The sequence below is a fragment of the Luteimonas galliterrae genome (genome assembly GCF_023374055.1).
In the GTDB taxonomy this organism is placed as follows: Bacteria; Pseudomonadota; Gammaproteobacteria; order Xanthomonadales; family Xanthomonadaceae; genus Luteimonas_C; species Luteimonas_C galliterrae.
In genome coordinates, this window is record NZ_JAMBEP010000001.1 from 2,156,353 (window position 1) to 2,174,339 (window position 17,987).

General features: G+C 65.6%; 16 protein-coding genes and 1 tRNA gene. 9 read left to right on the plus strand and 8 right to left on the minus strand.

Going from position 1 to position 17,987, the window contains the following annotated elements; genetic code table 11:
• Position 1: 1 nt before the first annotated feature.
• Together M2650_RS09890 and M2650_RS09895 are read right to left on the minus strand one after the other, a co-directional pair.
• Complete coding sequence (locus tag M2650_RS09890) at positions 2-574, minus strand: RNA polymerase sigma factor (RefSeq protein WP_249473794.1); 573 nt, start codon at positions 572-574, stop codon at positions 2-4.
• A gap of 737 nt (positions 575-1,311) precedes the next feature.
• Positions 1,312-1,387: transfer RNA gene (locus tag M2650_RS09895), tRNA-Ile, on the minus strand.
• Positions 1,388-1,513: 126 nt separating this feature from the next.
• On the opposite strand from M2650_RS09895, the gene M2650_RS09900 reads away from it, so the two are divergent.
• Together M2650_RS09900 and M2650_RS09905 are read left to right on the plus strand one after the other, a co-directional pair.
• Positions 1,514-2,392 (plus strand): alpha/beta fold hydrolase, encoded by an 879-nt coding sequence (locus tag M2650_RS09900; RefSeq protein WP_249473795.1) that lies wholly within the window; start codon positions 1,514-1,516, stop codon positions 2,390-2,392.
• 70 nt (positions 2,393-2,462) lie between these two features.
• Entirely contained in the window at positions 2,463-2,834 is a 372-nt protein-coding gene (locus tag M2650_RS09905; protein ID WP_249473796.1) for a nuclear transport factor 2 family protein, read from the plus strand.
• A gap of 165 nt (positions 2,835-2,999) precedes the next feature.
• Here the strand turns inward: M2650_RS09905 and rpoD are convergent, their stop codons facing one another.
• Both rpoD and dtd read right to left on the minus strand, forming a co-directional pair.
• On the minus strand, positions 3,000-4,850 hold the full coding sequence (gene rpoD, locus M2650_RS09910) for an RNA polymerase sigma factor RpoD (RefSeq protein WP_249473798.1): 1,851 nt from the start codon (positions 4,848-4,850) through the stop codon (positions 3,000-3,002).
• A gap of 57 nt (positions 4,851-4,907) precedes the next feature.
• Positions 4,908-5,348, minus strand: a complete 441-nt coding sequence (gene dtd, locus M2650_RS09915) for a D-aminoacyl-tRNA deacylase (protein ID WP_249473800.1) — start codon at positions 5,346-5,348, stop codon at positions 4,908-4,910.
• Between the two features lie 1,011 nt (positions 5,349-6,359).
• Between dtd and M2650_RS09920 the strand changes: the two genes are divergently transcribed.
• The 4 genes from M2650_RS09920 to M2650_RS09935 are packed head-to-tail and all read left to right on the plus strand — an operon-like array spanning position 6,360 to position 10,039.
• Positions 6,360-7,277: a lauroyl acyltransferase gene (locus tag M2650_RS09920; RefSeq protein ID WP_249473803.1), complete on the plus strand. Its 918-nt coding sequence runs from the start codon at positions 6,360-6,362 to the stop codon at positions 7,275-7,277.
• Positions 7,277-7,786, plus strand: coding sequence for a PH domain-containing protein (locus tag M2650_RS09925; RefSeq protein ID WP_249473805.1), 510 nt, complete (start codon positions 7,277-7,279; stop codon positions 7,784-7,786). Before M2650_RS09920 ends, M2650_RS09925 begins: the two co-directional genes overlap by 1 nt.
• Positions 7,773-9,275, plus strand: a complete 1,503-nt coding sequence (locus M2650_RS09930) for a PH domain-containing protein (protein WP_249473807.1) — start codon at positions 7,773-7,775, stop codon at positions 9,273-9,275. The genes M2650_RS09925 and M2650_RS09930 overlap by 14 nt, the downstream gene beginning before the upstream one ends.
• Positions 9,276-9,283: 8 nt before the next feature.
• Positions 9,284-10,039, plus strand: a complete 756-nt coding sequence (locus tag M2650_RS09935; protein WP_249473809.1) for a glycosyltransferase family 2 protein — start codon at positions 9,284-9,286, stop codon at positions 10,037-10,039.
• Between the two features lie 38 nt (positions 10,040-10,077).
• Here the strand turns inward: M2650_RS09935 and M2650_RS09940 are convergent, their stop codons facing one another.
• The 4 genes from M2650_RS09940 to def form a co-directional block, all read right to left on the minus strand.
• On the minus strand, positions 10,078-11,787 hold the full coding sequence (locus tag M2650_RS09940; RefSeq protein ID WP_249473810.1) for an ArnT family glycosyltransferase: 1,710 nt from the start codon (positions 11,785-11,787) through the stop codon (positions 10,078-10,080).
• Positions 11,788-11,934: 147 nt separating this feature from the next.
• On the minus strand, positions 11,935-13,227 hold the full coding sequence (gene rsmB, locus M2650_RS09945) for a 16S rRNA (cytosine(967)-C(5))-methyltransferase RsmB (RefSeq protein WP_249473812.1): 1,293 nt from the start codon (positions 13,225-13,227) through the stop codon (positions 11,935-11,937).
• Complete coding sequence (fmt, locus tag M2650_RS09950) at positions 13,224-14,144, minus strand: methionyl-tRNA formyltransferase (RefSeq protein WP_249474365.1); 921 nt, start codon at positions 14,142-14,144, stop codon at positions 13,224-13,226. Before fmt ends, rsmB begins: the two co-directional genes overlap by 4 nt.
• 121 nt (positions 14,145-14,265) lie before the next feature.
• Entirely contained in the window at positions 14,266-14,781 is a 516-nt protein-coding gene (def, locus tag M2650_RS09955) for a peptide deformylase (protein WP_249473813.1), read from the minus strand.
• 143 nt (positions 14,782-14,924) lie between these two features.
• On the opposite strand from def, the gene M2650_RS09960 reads away from it, so the two are divergent.
• The 3 genes from M2650_RS09960 to M2650_RS09970 all read left to right on the plus strand — a co-directional run bounded on the left by M2650_RS09960 (position 14,925) and on the right by M2650_RS09970 (position 17,824).
• Positions 14,925-16,100 carry a LysM peptidoglycan-binding domain-containing protein gene (locus M2650_RS09960; RefSeq protein ID WP_249474367.1) on the plus strand — a complete coding sequence of 392 codons (1,176 nt, stop codon included), beginning with the start codon at positions 14,925-14,927 and terminating at the stop codon, positions 16,098-16,100.
• Positions 16,101-16,172: 72 nt separating this feature from the next.
• Entirely contained in the window at positions 16,173-17,354 is a 1,182-nt protein-coding gene (dprA, locus tag M2650_RS09965; RefSeq protein WP_249473815.1) for a DNA-processing protein DprA, read from the plus strand.
• Positions 17,351-17,824 (plus strand): DUF494 family protein, encoded by a 474-nt coding sequence (locus M2650_RS09970; RefSeq protein WP_249473816.1) that lies wholly within the window; start codon positions 17,351-17,353, stop codon positions 17,822-17,824. The genes dprA and M2650_RS09970 overlap by 4 nt, the downstream gene beginning before the upstream one ends.
• Positions 17,825-17,987: the final 163 nt, after the last annotated feature.

A 17,987-nucleotide genomic window follows, 5' to 3' on the forward strand; every position in this document is an offset into this window, starting at 1 on the left:
TCTAAAACGCGCCCGAGGCTTCATCGCCTACCCTGCGCCGCAGTTGAACGAGCGCCGTGGCGAGGTGCTTTTCGACCATCTTCACAGAAATGCCACAGCGCTTAGCGATCTGCGCCCTACTGAGATCATGCATCCTCTTGAGCAGGTAGACCCTCTGGCACTTGGGCGGTAGTTGCAGGATGGCCCGGGTAAGCCGGGCGATCTCTTGATCGCGCACCGCCTGCTGCTCTGGCGTGGGTGCCTCGGCGGCGACCTCTTGGTTCTCCAGCGATACGTGCTTGTCTGTCCGGTGCGTTACCACTATGCGCGACTGGTCGTTGGCGACGTTGGTCGCGATGCGGTACAGCAGCGGTTTCCATGCCGAAGCCGGCTCGGACTCCTTGTAGCGCAACAGCCGGGTCAGGCTTTCCTGCGCCGCATCTTCGGCATCCTGCTCTGTAGCCGTGCGTCGGCGCAGGAATTGCACCAGGCCACGATACTCGTCGCGCAGGAAGCCGTCGAAGCCTCCGGCTTCGATGCGCGGCTGATCGTCCTGCAACGTCACGCTGAGCACGTTGTCGTGGCCGTTCGCCATATCGGGCTTTGCACCTGAGATCTACTCACGAATAGTTAACCCAATTTGCAGCGTCCGCAAGCGGCCCCGGCAAGAAAAACACCGCTTGACCTTAACTCCGCCCAGCGAGCATGTGAATCCGGAACAAATACATTTTTACCTAGAACGTGGTTGCTGTAGAAAAGCCTACCTCGGTCAGAGAGGTTGACATACGCGGCCCGTTCGCCAAGGCCGATTTGTCTCGTGAACCAGCTTGAGTCGCCCGGTGTCAGCAGAATGCCGTCGGTGGGGTAGCCGATCTGAGCGAGCGGCCGGCGCACCCTCCAGGAAGACACGATCCTCTGGATGCGACGCCCGTGTCGAGGCCGACCGTGAAGGACAGATAGTTTTCTTAAACAGCCTGAGCAGGAATCCCTCTAGCTCCGAGTTCTTCTTTAAATCCCAACTTCTAGGCCGACTGTAGCGCGGCCGGCTCGGTTTAGCGGCCGGGCCCAGCGATCGTCCCCCCTGGAAAGAAATCCTATTTAAATGCAATACCGAGCATCGCGTGCACGACACGGAAAGTCACGACTGATGACTGCTTTTGGCCGAGGGCGGCCGGGTCTCAAGCGTCTTGGCTGGCAACGGCTCAGCCCGTGGACCTTAACCAGCTCCGAGGGCGGGTTATCAGCCTCCCTGGACAGGTCAACTTATGGTTGCCGCTTCAGAAAAGTTGGCCAAAGCGGCCAAACTTTATTGGATCGCGCATGCGACATGGTTGGTGGGCCCACCAGGACTCGAACCTGGAACCAAAGGATTATGAGTCCTCTGCTCTAACCATTGAGCTATAGGCCCGTGCGCGCAGTTTAAGGCGGGCGCGGGGCGGACGTCAGCTTTTGTGGCGCCATCACCGCGCCGCGACGTCCGCTGCGATACATGGTACGGCCCCATCGTTCCGGCGGATACAGCCGTGGAGGCCAGATGGATGCCGCGCCCCGCAAGCACTTGCGCTTGTCCGGCGGCACGAAGCTCGCCTTCGTGTCGGCCGGCGATCCCGCCGCTCCCGCCGTGCTCCTGATGCACGGCTTCGCCAGCTCGGCGGACACGTTCCGCGACGTGATTCCCGCACTGGCGGAAGTCGCCCATGTGATCGCGCCCGACCTGCCCGGCTACGGTGCGTCCGAACCTTTGGAACAGCCCTCGTTCGATGCCTTCGGCGAAGCGGTCTTCGAACTGCTCGCGCACTTGAACGTCGGGCCGCGTCACGTCTATCTGCACGATTGGGGGGCGCCGGTCGGCCTGCACGTGGCGATGAAGGAACCCGACGCCGTGCTTGGCCTGATCGTGCAGAACGCTAACGCGCATCGCTCCGGCTTCGGGCCGCAATGGGCCGACACGCTCACTTATTGGGCGCATCCGAACGCAAAAAACGAAGCGGCCTCCCTCACGTTCCTCAATTACGAAGGCGTGCGCGCACAGTACGTGGAAGGCGTTCCCTCCGACGTGGCCGCGCGCATATCGCCGGAGGTGTGGGAAGAGGATTGGCGGATCATGCAGCTACCCGGGCGGATGGAGACCCAACGTGCGCTCCTCCTCGACTATGGAAAGTACGTCGCGCGGTTCGGCGAAATCTCCGAGTACCTCGCCGGCAGGCAACCGCCTGCGGTGATGGTGTGGGGGCGCCACGACGCGTTCTTCGAGATCGACGAAACGGTGTCGTGGATGCAGGATCTGCCGCGGATGGAATCGCATGTCCTCGATGGCGGGCATTTCCTGCTCGAGACGCACGCCGCGCCCGCTGCCGCGATTTTCCGCAAGTTCGTAGCGGAGACCGCAGCGGCGCCTAAAGCAGGGCGCTGACGCCGGTCTGCTGACAATACGTTGTCAGGAAGCGGGCGTAGGCTGGGCTCCCCACCGAAGGAGATAGGCCATGAACACCGAACAAATCGCCAAGCGCCTGGTCGAGCTGTGCCGCGAAGGCAAGTACGAACAGGCCCAGGACGAGCTGTACGCGCAGGACGCGGTCAGCATCGAAATGGAAGGCGCGCCCGGCGGCGCGTCGGGCAACGTCAAAGGCCTGGACGCGATCCGCGAAAAGGGCCGCAAATGGCAGGAAAGCATCGAAACCATCCACGGCGGCAGCGTCGGCGATCCGATCGTCGCGGGCGACTGGTTCAGCGTGGCGATGGGGATCGATGCGACCTACAAGGGCATGGGCCGGATGGATATGAAGGAGATCTGCGTGTACCAGGTGCGCGATGGGAAGATCGTGCATGAGCAGTTTTTCTACAACGTAGGCTGAGCCGCTGCTGTTCCTCCCCCTTTGAAAAAGGGGGACCGAGGGGGATTTACGCGACGCAGCAGATCGCGGCGAAGAGCAAATCCCCCTTCCCCCCCTTTTTCAAAGGGGGAGAAAACAAAAGCCCCGCACTAGGCGGGGCTTTCGTTTGGTGCTTGCGGCGATCGCTTATTCGATATCGAGGAAACTGCGCAGCTGCTCCGACCGGCTCGGATGACGCAGCTTGCGCAGCGCCTTGGCTTCGATCTGGCGGATGCGCTCGCGGGTGACGTCGAACTGCTTGCCGACTTCTTCCAGCGTGTGGTCGGTATTCATGTCGATGCCGAAGCGCATGCGCAGCACCTTGGCTTCACGCGGCGTCAGGCCCGCCAGCACGTCGCGCACGGTTTCGGACAGGTTGATGTTGGTGGTGTTCTCGATCGGGGACTCGACGTTGGTGTCCTCGATGAAATCGCCCAGATGCGAATCCTCGTCGTCGCCGATCGGGGTTTCCATCGAGATCGGTTCCTTGGCGATCTTCATGACCTTGCGGATCTTGTCCTCGGGCATGTCCATCTCTTTCGCCAATTCTTCCGGCGTCGCCTCGCGGCCGTACTGCTGCAGCATCTGCCGGCTGATGCGGTTCAACTTGTTGATCGTCTCGATCATGTGCACCGGGATGCGGATGGTGCGCGCCTGGTCGGCGATCGAGCGGGTGATGGCCTGGCGGATCCACCACGTGGCGTAGGTGGAGAACTTGTAGCCGCGGCGGTATTCGAACTTGTCGACCGCCTTCATCAGGCCGATGTTGCCTTCCTGGATCAGGTCCAGGAACTGCAGGCCGCGGTTGGTGTACTTCTTGGCGATCGAGATCACCAGGCGCAGGTTGGCTTCGACCATTTCCTTCTTGGCCTTGCGCGCCTTCGCCTCGCCGTAAGCCATGGCGCGGCTGATTTCCTTGATGTCGGCCAAGGTCAGGTGCAGCGCCTTTTCGGTCGCGATGGTCGCTTCCTGTTCGGCGATGATCTTGTCCTTGACGTCGCGCAGGCCCGAGGACCACTTCTGCTTGCGCTTGAGGACTTCGTCGACCCATTCCAGGTTGGTCTGGTTGCCTTCCCAGGCGCGGATGAAGTCTTTGCGCGGCATCTTGGCCACGCGCGTGGACAGGTCGAGGATGCGGCGCTCGTGTTCCTTGATCTGGCCGACCACTTCGCGCAGCTTGCGCACCAGGGTGTCGGTCAGCGGCAGGGGCAGCTTGAAGGTCATGAACAGGTCGGCCATGTCCTGGCGCAACTTGACCACGGTCTTGTGGCTGGGACCGTTCTTGGCGTAGGCCTTCTCGAACTTGACGTACAGCTGGCCCAGCGCCTCCATGCGGTTGGCGACTTCGACCGGATCCGGGCCGGTGGGGCCGGCTTCTTCCGCATCGGCGGCGGTGTCGTCTTCTTCTTCGTCGGCTTCGACGTCGGCATCGCTGACTTCGACCGCCGGCGGTTCCGGGACTTCCTCTTCGACGTCGTTGAAACCGGCGACGATTTCGGCCAAGCGCTTCTTGCCGGCCTTGTGCAAGTCGTAGTCGTCCAGCAGCAGCTTCACCGACCAGGGGAAGCTGGCCAGCGACGACAGCATCTGGGTGAGGCCTTCCTCGATGCGCTTAGCGATGGCGATTTCGCCTTCGCGGGTCAGCAGCTCCACCGTGCCCATTTCGCGCATGTACATGCGCACCGGGTCGGTGGTGCGGCCGGCTTCGGTATCGAGCGCGGACAATGCGGCCGCGGCCTCTTCGGCCGCGGTGTCGTCGACTTCGCGGCCGCCGTCGCTGGCGCCGGCGAGCAACAGCGTTTCGGCATCCGGTGCGATTTCATGCACCTCGATGCCCATGCCGTTGATCATGCCGATGATGTCTTCGATCTGCTCGGGATCGACCAGGTCGTCCGGCAGGTGGTCGTTGACCTCGGCATAGGTCAAGTAACCCTGTTCCAGGCCCTTGCTGATCAGTTGCTTGATGTCGGACTGGGGGGCCTGACGTTCGTTGGCCATGTGCGGCGCCACCGGGAGAGAAAGTGAACCCGTAATTATACCAGCCTGCGGTCCGGGTCAGGACTTCAGCAGGAAGGTCACCGGGCCGTCATTGACCAGGCTGACCACCATATGGGCACCGAACCGTCCGATTTCCACCCCTGGCGGATGTTTTTCGCGGCAGATCGCAGCCAATTGGTCGAAAATCCGTTCAGCTTCGGCCGGCGCCGCCGCCGTGCTGAAGCTTGGGCGCATGCCGGAGCGGGTATCGGCGGCCAGGGTGAACTGGCTGACCAGCAGCAACCCGCCGCCGGTATCGGCCAGGGAACGGTTCATCCGCCCCTCTTCGTCCGCGAATACCCGGTACCCGAGCAGACGTTCGGCCATGCGGGCCATTTGACCCTCGCCATCGCCGGGCTCCACGCCGATCAGGGCCAGCAGGCCGGGGCCGATGGCGCCGACGGTGTCGCCGTCGACGACGACCGAGGCCTGGGTGACGCGCTGGATCAAGGCGAGCATGGGCGGCATCGGGGAATCGGGAATCGAGGAAGCCTCTCATGCCCGTCGTCCCGGTAAAAGCCGGTATCGGTGTCTTTGATTTGTAGCGCGAGGCTTGCTGCTCTTTGTTTTCAGGTCGCCATCTCCGCGAAGGCGGAGATCCCGCGCGCTGGCTTGTCTCCCCTCTTTGAAAAAGAGGGACCGAGGGAGATTTGCTTTGGCTCTGTAGAGCAGAGCTTGCTCCGCTGCCTTGGCTTGGGGGTTGTGGCGACCTGCCGGCCTTCCAGGCCGGGGTTTCGTCCGCTAAAACCGCGGCCGAGTGACCCTTCGGCAAGCTCAGGGCATGCTTTCTTTTTGTGGGGCCCAAAAAGAACAGTAACCAAAGAAAAAGGGCCTTTGGAAGGTATCCCGGCGAAGGGGTTACCTCGTGTTCTTGGCCACCGCTCGCTAGCCCTCGGGATTCCTCCGTCGCTTCGACATTCAGATCCGAGGCGATCGATCAGAACGCCTCCTTAGCGCAACTCCGCAAAAGCCACGTCACCCATACGCTGCGAATCAAAATCTAGTACCTGCGTAAGAAGGTCACCCACGACGAAAGCAGGTCCGCTGGCGGACTTACAGTCGCGACCCATCGCACCGCAGTTCAGGCCCTTTCTTGGGTTACTTTCTTTGGGCCAACAAAGAAAGTGACCCGCGCGTAGCGCGGAAGCCTTTTTCCATGGCGAGAGTCGCAGCGCACCCGCGAGGACGCAGGCCTGGATCCCGGCCTTCGCCGGGATGACGGCTTTAGGGCAAGAGCAAGATGGGTCCCAGCGTTCGCTGGGATGACGGCATGAGAGCAACGGCTTAAAAGCGAACGGCCTAAGAGCGAAGAGCATCGGAGCGAGCTCCGCTCCACAGAGCCGAAGCAACCCCCCCGGTCCTTTTTCAAAACCGCCCCCTCTTTGCAATATTAGGAGGAAGCGAGATCGGCAGAATCGATTGACCGCCTATCGGCGCTCACTCTTCCCAGCCACCCGCTAGACTGATCCGATGACCGATTTCGCGGCCCGCCTGCTGTACATCTTCGTCGCCAGCCTGACCCGCATGCCCTGGTCGTGGCTGATGCGCATGGGCGACGCGATGGCGGCGGCGATGCGCATGCTCGACGTGCGCGAAAGCCGCGTCGCGCGCCGGAATCTCGAAATCGCCTATCCGCAGCTGCCTGCGGACGAACGCAACCGCATGCACCGCGCGATCCTGCGCGCCACCGCACGCCAAACCTTCGAAACCATGCGCCTGTGGACCCGCCCCCACGCGCAAAACCTCGCGCTGATCCGCGAAAACCACGGCGTGGACCTGTTCGACGCCGCCGTCGCCGCGGGCAAAGGCCTGATCGTCGCCGCACCGCACTACGGCAACTGGGAACTGCTCAACCAGTGGCTGGCCGCGAAGACGCCGATCTCGATCCTGTATCGCCCGCCGCAATCGGCCGTCGGCGAAGCCTTTCTGCGCATCGTTCGCGCCGACGACGGCGACCGCGTCACCCAGATCCGCGCCGAAGGCCCCGCGGTGCGCCAGTTGTGGAAACTGATGAAGGTCGGCGGCGTCACCGGCATCCTGCCCGACCAGCAACCCAAGGCCGGCGACGGCGAATTCGCGCCGTTCTTCGGCAGGCAGGCGCTGACCATGACCCTGCTCAACCGCCTGGCCGAACGCAGCGGCGCCGCCGTGCTGTTCGCCTATTGCGAGCGGCTGGGCGAAGGCCCGCAATTCGCGTTGCGCATCGAACCCGCGCCGCCCGCGATCGCCTCGCACGATCCGCGCGAAGGCGTGGCCGCCTTGAACGCTGCCGTCGAGCGCATCGCACGCCGCGATCCGGCCCAGTACCAGTGGACCTACAAGCGCTATACGCTGCGTCCGCCGGACAGCGGCGAAACCAACCCGTACCGGGACCTGGAAACGCATTGATGAGCGACACGCCCGCCGACAACGCACCGCCCACGGTTGGCAACGGCTGGCAACCGCTGCCGCCGCGCGCGCTCAACCTGTTCGTGCTGGCCAATATCCTCGGCTTCGGCATGATCGCCCTGGTCGCGATGGTTCCGATCGGCTTGCTGATGCCGACGCGGTCGCTGGCGCTGACGGCGGCGCTGATCGAACTAGTCGCACTGCCTTTGTTCGGCGTCTGGCTGGCGCGCAAGCAATACCGCTACACGCGCTGGAAACTGGATGCGGACGGCTTCGCGCTGCGGCGCGGCAACCTGTTGCGCAGCGAGACGCGCGTGCCGGCCTCGCGCGTGCAGCATCTGGACTTGAAGCACGGCCCGCTGGAACGCCGCTACAAGCTGGCGACGCTGGTCGTGCATACGGCAGGAACCCGCAACAGCGCGGTGTCCGTCACCGGCCTGGACGAGGCCGATGCCGAAACCCTGCGCGACCGACTGGCCCACCAGATCGACGACGATGACGACGCCTGAGCCGATGCCCGCGCAAGGCGCGTCGCCGGAGCGGCGGCTGCATCCGCTGTCGTGGCTGTTCGTGCTGATCAAGCAGCTCAAGCAGTTCATCGTGCCGTTGATCGCGCTGTTCTTCTTCGGCCGCGGCGACCGTAACGAATTGTGGCCGCTGATCGGCGTCGGCGTGCTGGCGCTGGCCTCGGTGTGGCAATACTTCACCTACCGCTACCGCATCGACGGCGATCGCCTCGTGGTGCGCAGCGGCCTGCTGCACCGCAGCCTGCGCCAGATTCCGTTCGCGCGGATACACAACGTCGCCCTGCACCAGTCGCTGCTGCACCGGATTTTCGGCGTGGCCGAAGTGCGGTTGGAATCGGCCGGCGGCGAGAAGCCCGAAGCGCAGATGCGCGTGCTGAAACTGTCCGATGCGATGGCGCTGGAGGCGCTGCTGCGCCGCCGCGGCGCCGCGGCGGCGGACGTTGCGGGCGCGGAAGCGGCGGACGAACAAGGCGAGTTGCTGCTGCAGCTGCCGCTTGCCGAAGTGCTGCGCCTGGGGCTGATCTCCAATCGCGGCCTGATCGTGGTCGGCGGCGCCGTGGCCGCGTCGTCGCAATTCAGCCCGCGGCTGATCCCGAACCTGTTCGAAAGCGCCGGTAAAATGCTGTTCGGTTACGCCGGCAGCCATCATTTCGGGCCGGCCGAATACGCGCTCGCCGGCTTGAGCCTGGTGCTGGGCTTCATCGCGCTGATGCGGCTGTTTTCGATGCTGCTGGCGCTGCTGCAATATTTCGGCTTCCGCCTAGTGCGGCAGGGCCGGCGCCTGACCGTCGAGCGCGGTTTGCTGACGAAACTGCGCACCAGCGTGCCGCGGCGCCGCATCCAGGCCTGGACCTTGCGCGAAGGCATCGTGCACCGCTTGCTCAAGCGCCGCACGCTGCAGATCGACACTGCGGTAGCCGGCAAGCAGGACGACACCCGCGGCATGGGCGAACTAGCGCCGGTCGCCACGCCGCCGGCTTGCGACGCGCTCCTGCAGCACCTGTTGCCGCGCGCGCGATGGCCGCTTGCCGATTGGTCGGGCCTGCATCGCGATGCGTGGCTGCGCTTGTGGCTTCCCGGCATCGCGTTCGCGTTCGCGCTCAGCGCGATCCTGTTCTGGCGGCTTGGCATGTGGGGGGCGCTGGGGTTGCTGTGGCTGCCTTGGGCCGCGTTCGTGGCGCGGCAGCATGCGCGCCGCGCCGGTTACGCGGTCAACGACGAAGTGGTTGCCGTGCGCGAAGGCTGGTGGTCACGGCATTGGCGTTTCGCCGAAATCGACAAGCTGCAGGCGCTGCGCCTGACGCGTTCGCCGCTGGACCGGCGCTTCGGCATGGCGACCGTGCATCTGGATACCGCCGGCGCCGGCGCGATGGCGCCGCCGCTGCGCATCCGCTATCTGCCGGACGCCGAGGCGAACGCGCTGTACGAACGCCTGGCGCGCGATGTCGCGCGGCGGCCGCTGCGCTGGTGAATGCCCCCATGCATAAGCTGCCGATCTCGGGCGTAGTCATCGCCAAGAACGAGGCGGACCGGATCGGCCGCTGCGTCGCCAGCCTGGCCGCGGTCTGCGACGAGGTGATCGTGCTCGATTCCGGATCCGAAGACGATACGGCCGCGGTCGCTACGGCCGCGGGAGCTCGCGTCGAACAGCAGCCGTGGCTCGGATTCGCCGCACAGAAGAACGCGGCGATCGCGCGCGCCACGCAGCCTTGGGTATTACTGCTCGACGCCGACGAATGGCTCGGCGACGGCACCGCGGATGAGCTGCGGGCCTTGTTCGCCAGCGGCGAGATCGAGCGCGCCGACGTGTGGCGATTGCTGCGACGCACGCACTTCCTGGGCACGGCGCTGGGTCACGGCGGTTGGGGCCGCGAGAAGGTAGAACGCCTTTTCCTGCCGGACCTGCGTTACCGCCCCGCCGAAGTGCACGAGAAACTGGACCTGCAAGGCCGGCGCACGGCGACGCTGGATGCGCGCATTGAGCACGACACCGCGCGCAGCTACGACGAGTACGCCGCCAAGCTGCGGCGCTACGCGCAATTGTGGGCGAACCAGAAACGCGCCGCGGGCCGCCATGCGGGCCCGTTGTCGGCGCCGCTGCACGCGGCTGCCTATTGGCTCAAGAATTATGTGTTGCGCGGCGGCTTTCTGGATGGCGCGATGGCCGCGCGTTACCACGCATTGCATACGCGCTATGTGTTCGACAAATACCGGCTGCTGCGCATGAGGACCTGACTCCGTTTTTCTGCGGCCGGCTTTTCGTAGGAGCGGCTTCAATCGGAATCGGGGTCGACCGCATTACCGGGCACGTCCGACTTTTCCGGCATGCAATCCGGCAAGACCGCCGCCGCCGGCACCAGCCACCACCGGCGACGATTCGACAAGCCGGCGAGTTCTGCCTTCGACCGGTCCACGCAACGCCCCAGCGCCGGTTCCTGCACCAGCAGCCAACGCGTCCGCGGCGCCTGCTTCTGCCATTCGATGCCGCGCCGCAATTGTTCCGGCCACGGCATCACGAAACCGAAGGTGGTCGCCATCGGCGCGGACATCAGCAGGTTCTGTTCCTTCCATGCCACCAGCGCGAGTTGCGACTGCGGGCCGATGCGGCGCGCGACGCTCTCCATCAGTTCCCGCGCCGAACTGGAAGGATTGAGCAGCGGATAGCCGACCACGCCGTACAGCACCCACAACCCCGCCAGCGTGCTGAGCATGGCGGCGATCGCGCGTCTGCGCCCGAACCACAACAGGCTGCCCGCGCCCCAGGCGCCGATCGCGACCAACAACCAGGCCAGCGCCTGCGCGCCGTTGCTGAAGCCGCGCTGTTCGACCAGACGACGTTCGAACGAGGTATCGCCGAACAGCAGCGTCAACCCGATCGATAGCGCGACACCAGCGATCAACGCAGCGAATGCGATCGCCAGCCGCCGCGGCCACAATTTGCGCACGATGCCCGGCAGCAGCGGCGCCAGCGCCAGGCAGGCCATCGGCAACGCCGGCATGACGTAGACGTCGCGCTTGCCGCTGGGGATGGAGAAGAAGACGATCAGCAGCAGCCACCAGGCCAGCGGCAGCAGGTAGCGCGCGTCGCGCCGCTGCAACCGCCGTTTCCACGCCGGCAAGGCCCACGGCAGCGCCAGCATCGGCGGCAGCCACATGGTCAGCATCACGCCCAGGAAATACCACGGCGGCTGCGCGTGGTCCCACGAACGCGCGTAGCGGTTCGCTGTCTGGTTGAACAGGATGTCGTCGAGATAGGCGCGATAGGCCGGATCCGGATGCGACAGCGCCGCCATCAGCATCGGCACCAGCCACAACGACGCGGCGGCGGCGAACGCCAGCGGCGCCAGCCAGAAGCGCGCGTCGCGGACGTGCAGCCGCACGCGCGGCCAATCGCGCCATACCGCGAACAACGCCGGCACGATCATCACCAGCGCCAGCACGCCCACGCCCTTGGTGACCGTGCCCAATCCAGCGGCGAACCACCCCAGCCACCACATCTTCCAATTCGGCCCGAGCAGCAGATGGCGCAACAAGCCGTAATTGGCCAAGGTGATCCAGAACGTCACCAGCGGATCGATCTGCGCCTTCTTCGACTGGTAGGCGAACTGCAGCGCGAACAGCACCGCCCACGCGGCGTACAGGCCTACGCGCCGCGTCCAAAACCGGCGGCCGAGGTCGTACACGCACCACAGCGTGCCCAGCGAGGCGAGCAGCGACGGCAGCAGGAAGGCGATGCGCCATTCGCGCAGAGCCGTGTACGCCGCGGCCTGCAGCCACATCAGCATCGGCGGCTTGTCCGAATACAGTTCCACGCCGCGGTGCGGGAACAGCCAGTCGCCGCTTTCCACCATCTGCTTGGCGACCAGCGCGAAACGCGGCTCGTCGGCCGGCCAGGGGTCGCGCAGGCCCAGGCCTGCGCCGATCACGAGCAGGGCGGTGAAGGCGAGCAGCCAGAAATCGCGGGAGGCGCGGGTCTTGAGCATGGACGCCATCATAAACGCGAGCCGATGTCCCCGCCCCTGCAGGGAGCCGCTTTTCGTAGGAGCGGCTTCAGCCGCGAGCTCTTTTCCTTGGATCGCGGCGCCTGCCGTAGAGCTCGCGGCTGAAGCCGCTCCTACGAAAAGCGGGCTCTACGGAGCTTTGCGCAAACGAGAGTAGAAGAAACCGTCCATATCCTCCTCGCCGGGGAGGCGTTGCCGTCCGGCACCGGCGGCGCGGCCGAAACGATCGCCCAAGTCCTCGGCAGCCGCATCGGACGTGCGCGCGAGAAAATCTTCGATCTGCGTTTCGTTCTCGGCCTTCAGGATCGAGCAGGTCGCATACAGCAGCACGCCGCCCGGCCGCAGCATGGTCCATGCGGCATCGAGCAAGCGCGCCTGCAAACCGACGACCGCCGTCAGATCGCTTTCGCGACGATGCAACAGGATGTCGGGCTGGCGCCGCACGATGCCGGTCGCCGAACAGGGCGCATCGAGCAGGATCGCGTCGAAAGCGACGCCGTCCCACCAGGTGTCTGGCTTGCTGGCGTCGGCGGCGCGCAATACCGCGTCGCCGCCGAGTTGCAGACGCGCCAGGGTTTCGGCGACTTTACGCAAACGCTTGGCATCGCTATCCACCGCGGTCAGCGCCAGCGACGGATCGCGTTCGAGCAGATGCGCGGATTTTCCGCCCGGCGCGGCGCAGGCATCCAGCACGCGCGCGCCGCAAGCTGGCGACAAGGCATCGGCTACGCGTTGCGCCGCGCCGTCCTGGATCGACACGTCGCCTTCCGCGAAACCCGGCAGCGCGGCCACAGCCACCGAACCGTCGATGCGTACAGCATCGGCGAAATCCTGCAGCGCCGTCGCTTCGATGCCTGCTTCGCGCAACTGCGCCGCATACGCGTCGCGCGCCGCACGTTGCGCGTTGACGCGCAACCAGACCGGTGCCGGCGCGGCGCTGGCGGCCAGGATCGCGTCTGCATCCTGCGGCCAGTCCGCGCGCAGGCGTTCGCGCAGCCAGGTGGGCCACGCGTCGGCGTCGTCCGCTTCGGGCAAGGGTTCGCGCAAGGCGCGGCGCAACAAGGCGTTGACCATGCCGGCCTGATGGGCGCGACCGAGCGAGCGCGCGGCTTCCACGGTGGCGTCGACGGCCGCGTGCGCCGGCAGGCCGAGCGCGTCGATCTGGGCGAAACCGGCGAGCAGCAATGCGCGCAATTCGCCGTCGCGCTTGGGCAGAGGTTTGGCGATCCAGGCTTTAAGCGCCGCGTCGTAACGCGCACGCTGGCGCAGGGCGGCGAAGCAGATCGCTTCCACCAGCGCGCGGTCGCGCGGATCGCCGAGCTTGGGCAATGCCGCAGCAAGCTCTACCTTCAGCGAACGGCCGCGGTGCAGCACCGCGTCCAGCACGCGTGCGGCGGCGACGCGCGATGCGGCGCCGCTCATGCGGTTTTCAGGTCGCGGCGCGCGTTGAGATAATCCGCGGCGCTGACCGGTTTGCCGCCGTCGCGCTGCAAGCTGCGGATGCGCAGCGCGCCTTCTCCGCAGGCGATGTCGATGCCGTCGCGGCCGGCGACGAGCAGCGTGCCGGGCGCGGCGCCATGCGCCAGCGGCAGCGACTGCGCGGCATGGATGCGCACGCGTTCGCCGGCCACTTCGCCTTCGGCGATCGGCCAGGGATGGAAGGCGCGCACTTTGTTCGCCAGCGTCGGCGACGGCTGCGACCAATCGAGCTTGGCTTCGTGCTTTTCGATCTTGTGCGCGTAGGTCGCGCCGTCTTCCGGCTGCGGCTGCGCCACCGGACGGATGCCGGCGCGCCACAGGCCCAGTCCGTCGGACAAGGTCTGCGCGCCGAGTTCGGCGAGGCGGTCGTGCAATTCGCCGGCGGTTTCCTCGTCGCCGATCGCGAGTTTCTGCGACAGCAGCACCGGGCCGGTGTCCAGGCCCTTCTCCATCCGCATCAGGCAGACGCCGGTTTCGCGATCGCCGGCTTCGATGGCGCGCTGGATCGGCGCCGCACCGCGCCAGCGCGGCAGCAGCGAGGCGTGGACGTTCCAGCAGCCATAGGCGGGGATGTCGAGGATTTTTTGCGGCAGGATCTGGCCGTAGGCGACCACGATCATCAGGTCCGGTTTCAATGCGCGCAGGGCGTCGCGCGACAGCTCGGTCTTCAGCGTTTCCGGTTGCAGTACGGGGATGCCGCGCTTCAGCGCTTCGAGCTTGACCGGCGATGCCTGCAGCTCGCGGCCGCGTCCCGCAGGACGGTCGGGCTGCGTATAGACGGCGACCACTTCGCCGCGCGAAATCGCGGCGCGGAGCGAAGGTACGGCGAATTCCGGCGTGCCGGCGAAGACGATTCTCAGGGACATGCTCGCTACTCTATGGCGTCATCCCGAACGAAGTGAGGGACCTGCTGTCGACGCAACATGCGTACAAGCAGGTCCCTCACTTCGTTCGGGATGACGGCTGAAATATCTTGGCGGACTACGCAGCGTCCTGCCGCTTCTGCTTGGCCAGCTTCTTGCGCACCATCTCGCGCTTGAGCGGCGACAGGTAGTCGACGAACAACTTGCCGTCCAGGTGATCCATCTCGTGCTGGATGCAGACCGCCAGCAGGCCGTCGATGTCCAGCTCGAACGGCTGGCCATGGCGGTCGAGCGCGCGCACCCGGATCCGGTTGGCGCGGGTCACGTCGGCGAAGATGCCCGGCACCGACAGGCAGCCTTCCTGGTAGACCTGCTCGCCGTCCTTTTCGAGGATTTCCGGGTTTATGAATACGAGCGGCCGGTCCTTCTCTTCGGACACGTCGATCACCATGAACCGCTGGTGCACGTCGACCTGGCTGGCCGCCAAGCCGATGCCCGGGGCCTCGTACATGGTTTCGAACATATCGTCGAACAGGCGCTGGAAGGCCGGGTCGGCCAGGCGCGAGGGATCCACCGGCGCCGCCTTGGTGCGCAGCCGCGGATCGGGAAATTCGAGTATCGGGAGCAGGGCCATGGCTGGAAAATGGGGGTATCGGTCACAAGCGCAAGCGCTGGTGCGATTGTAACGCCGGCGGGCTTGCCTTGTAGCGATGATTGTGGGCTATATTGCCCCCGCAGTTTGGGGAAATTCTCAAGGGGAGCGGGTACATGGCCGCCATGCTTAAGCGCCTTTCTCGGGGGCTTCGTACGGTTTTTGCGGTAGCGATGCTGACTGTCGCCACCTATGCCGCGGCAGTAGAGCTGCGCGGCGATCATCCCGACACCTACGTCGTTAGGCGCGGGGACACGTTGTGGGACATCTCGGCCCGCTTCCTCAAGAAGCCGTGGCTGTGGCCTGAAATCTGGCAGGCCAACCCGCAGATCAAGAATCCGCACCTGATCTATCCGGGCGACGTGATCAGCCTGGCCTATCTGGATCGCCTGGCCGTCCAACCCGGCCCGCGCAGCGAAGCCGCGCCGATCAATGCGATCCCGTTGGATCAGGTCGAGGCCTTCCTGAAGGACATGCGCGTCGTCGACGAGTTCGAGCAGCTGCCTTACGTGGTCAGCCTCGAAGGCGAACGCCTGCGCGGCACCCAGAACCATGTGGTCTACGTCCGCGGCCTGACCGGCGCGCAGCCGGGCCAGCGTTACCTGGTGGTCCGTCCGGGCCAGCGGTACACCCAGACCCGGCGCATGTCCAACGGCCAGTACCTGCCGTTCAAGGAAGATCTGGATTACCGCGGCAAGCGCCTGCTGACCCAGACCAACGACTTCAATTCGGGCTGGACCAACATGGTCCTGTCCGAAGGTCCGCTGGAAAAGCTCGGCTACGAGCTGGCACGCATCAATGCCGGCACCGTGACCCGCGGCGAAGTGGGCAATATCGAGGTCACCACGCTGCTGCTCGACGAAGTCGGCCGCGAAGTCCGCGTCGGCGACCGCGTGATTCCGGTCGACGCCCTCGCCTACGACCTGCAGTTCTTCCCGCATCCGCCCAAGACCCAGTTGCCGGTCGGCAAGGCGCAGGTGCTGGCCGTGGCCGACGCCAACAACTACGGCGGCCCGCGCGATGTGGTGGCGATCTCCGCCGGCGCCCGCGACGGCATCGACAACGGCACCGTGTTCTCGATCTGGAGCAACGGCAACAAGGTCATCGACCGCGTCGAATACGGCGACGACCGCAGCGACCTGTCCGTGCCCAAGGGCTCGCGCGTGCAGCTGCCCGACGAGTTCACCGGCCATGTGATGGTGTTCCGCACCTTCGACAAGATGAGCTACGGCCTGGTGATGGAAGGCATCAAGCCGACCCGCGTGGGCTATTCGCTCAAGCATCCCGACGCGACTTACTGAGCGGGGTTTTCCTACGTTTCCATGCGACGGCGCCCCAGGGCGCCGTCGTCGTTTCGGGCCTAGGCTGGGCCGATGCGCGCCGAATCCCAGGAAGCTCTGCTGAAATTGCATCACGCCGGCGGCGCGGTCGTGCCGCGGCGGCGGTTGCTGGACAACCACGCCACCCCTGCCGACGCCTTGGCCGCGGGCAAGCGCGCCTGGCGCGAAGCCGAATTGAGCGAGGCGCAAATCCACGCGCTCGAGCGAGCCGATAACGACGCGCTCGCCGCGAGCCGTGCTTGGCTGGCGCAACCCGGCCACCACCTGCTCGGCTGGCACGATCCCGACTATCCGCCCCAACTGCGCCGCATCCCCAGCCCGCCACTGGCGCTGTTCGTGGATGGAGACCCGGCGCTGCTGTGGCATCCCTCCGTGGCCGTGGTCGGCAGCCGCGTGCCGACCGCTGGCGGACGCGACACCGCCTACGATTTCGCGCACATGCTGGCCGCTTCCGGCTTCGCGGTGGCCAGCGGGCTTGCCGCCGGGGTCGATGCCGCCGCGCATCAGGGCGCCCTGGCCGTCGAATCGGGGTTGACGATCGCCGTGCTCGGCACCGGCCCGGATGTGCCCTATCCGCGCGAAAACGCCGGATTGATGGCGCAAATCGCCGCTCGCGGCGCGGTCGTCAGCGAGCATGCTCCGGGCACGCTGGCGCGGCCCTCGCAGTTCCCCAGCCGCAACCGGATTCTGGCCGGGCTGGCGCTGGGCACCTTGGTGATCGAGGCCACGCTGCGTTCGGGCGCGCTGATCACAGCCAAGCTGGCCGGCGACTACGGCCGCGAAGTGTTCGCGGTGCCCGGCTCGATCCACAACCCGATGATCCGCGGCTGCCACCAGCTGATCCGCGACGGGGCCTGCCTAGTGGAACGCGCCGACGAAGTGATCGCGGCTGTCATCCCGGTCGCCGCAGAATTGGCCGCGACCTTGCGCAGCCGCCTGGAGACCCCCATTTCTATGCCCGTCGAGACCCGGGAAACGGTCGTTCAGCCGACCCGCCTCGACGACCCGGACTACCAGAACTTGTGGACAGCTCTCGGCCACGACCCCACCGGTATGGATCGTTTGATCGAACGTACCGGATTGACGGCCGCGGAACTGTCCTCCATGCTGCTGGTCATGGAGCTTGAGGGCCACGTGAGCAACCACCACGGGCGATACACCCGCAAGACCCTGTCCCCCAACGCGCCGGAGACCGGCGCAGGCCGAGGGAAATGAAAGAGAGCATCCTGGATGTACTGCTGTACCTGTTCGAGCACTACTTCACCGACGACGCCGATCCCGTCCGCGATCGCGACTCCCTCCAGAACGGATTGATCCAAGCCGGCTTCAGCCCGGCCGAGATCAGCAAGGCTTTCGACTGGCTCGATGCTTTGGCCGAGCAGCGCCCGCTCGCAGGCAGCGCGCGCAGCGACGGCCCGACCCGCATCTATTTCGGCGCCGAACTGGACAAGCTGGACGTGGAATGCCGCGGTTTCCTGCTGTTCCTGGAGCAGCACGGCATCCTCGACGCCGACCAGCGCGAACTGGTGCTGGACCGCGCCATGGCGCTGGATCAGGACGAACTGGACCTGGACGATCTGAAATGGGTCGTACTGATGGTGCTGTTCAACCAGCCCGGCTCCGAAGCCGCCTACGCCTGGATGGAAACCCAGATGTTCGCGGACGAGCCCGAGCCGGTGCACTGACCCGTTTTTCGTAGGAGCGGCTTTAGCCGCGAGCCCTTTCCCGCAGATCGCCAGCCGTTGGATTGAAAGGCTCGCGGCTAAAGCCGTTCCTGCAAAGTCCCGGCTTCGAACGGGCCCGATGATTTGTGATTCCAGACGCGGTTGACTGGCCCGGCGCTTGACA

Bases quoted from the DNA above. Each gene is read 5' to 3' on its own strand.
- rpoD (WP_249473798.1), bottom strand. From the start codon at position 4,850: ATGGCCAACGAACGTCAGGCCCCCCAGTCCGACATCAAGCAACTGATC.
- dprA (WP_249473815.1), top strand. From the start codon at position 16,173: ATGCGCGCCGAATCCCAGGAAGCTCTGCTGAAATTGCATCACGCCGGC.
- M2650_RS09890 (WP_249473794.1), bottom strand. From the start codon at position 574: ATGGCGAACGGCCACGACAACGTGCTCAGCGTGACGTTGCAGGACGAT.
- M2650_RS09970 (WP_249473816.1), top strand. From the start codon at position 17,351: ATGAAAGAGAGCATCCTGGATGTACTGCTGTACCTGTTCGAGCACTAC.
- dtd (WP_249473800.1), bottom strand. From the start codon at position 5,348: ATGCTCGCCTTGATCCAGCGCGTCACCCAGGCCTCGGTCGTCGTCGAC.
- M2650_RS09925 (WP_249473805.1), top strand. From the start codon at position 7,277: ATGAGCGACACGCCCGCCGACAACGCACCGCCCACGGTTGGCAACGGC.
- def (WP_249473813.1), bottom strand. From the start codon at position 14,781: ATGGCCCTGCTCCCGATACTCGAATTTCCCGATCCGCGGCTGCGCACC.
- M2650_RS09920 (WP_249473803.1), top strand. From the start codon at position 6,360: ATGACCGATTTCGCGGCCCGCCTGCTGTACATCTTCGTCGCCAGCCTG.
- M2650_RS09900 (WP_249473795.1), top strand. From the start codon at position 1,514: ATGGATGCCGCGCCCCGCAAGCACTTGCGCTTGTCCGGCGGCACGAAG.
- M2650_RS09960 (WP_249474367.1), top strand. From the start codon at position 14,925: ATGCTTAAGCGCCTTTCTCGGGGGCTTCGTACGGTTTTTGCGGTAGCG.
- M2650_RS09940 (WP_249473810.1), bottom strand. From the start codon at position 11,787: ATGCTCAAGACCCGCGCCTCCCGCGATTTCTGGCTGCTCGCCTTCACC.
- rsmB (WP_249473812.1), bottom strand. From the start codon at position 13,227: ATGAGCGGCGCCGCATCGCGCGTCGCCGCCGCACGCGTGCTGGACGCG.
- M2650_RS09935 (WP_249473809.1), top strand. From the start codon at position 9,284: ATGCATAAGCTGCCGATCTCGGGCGTAGTCATCGCCAAGAACGAGGCG.
- M2650_RS09905 (WP_249473796.1), top strand. From the start codon at position 2,463: ATGAACACCGAACAAATCGCCAAGCGCCTGGTCGAGCTGTGCCGCGAA.
- M2650_RS09930 (WP_249473807.1), top strand. From the start codon at position 7,773: ATGACGACGCCTGAGCCGATGCCCGCGCAAGGCGCGTCGCCGGAGCGG.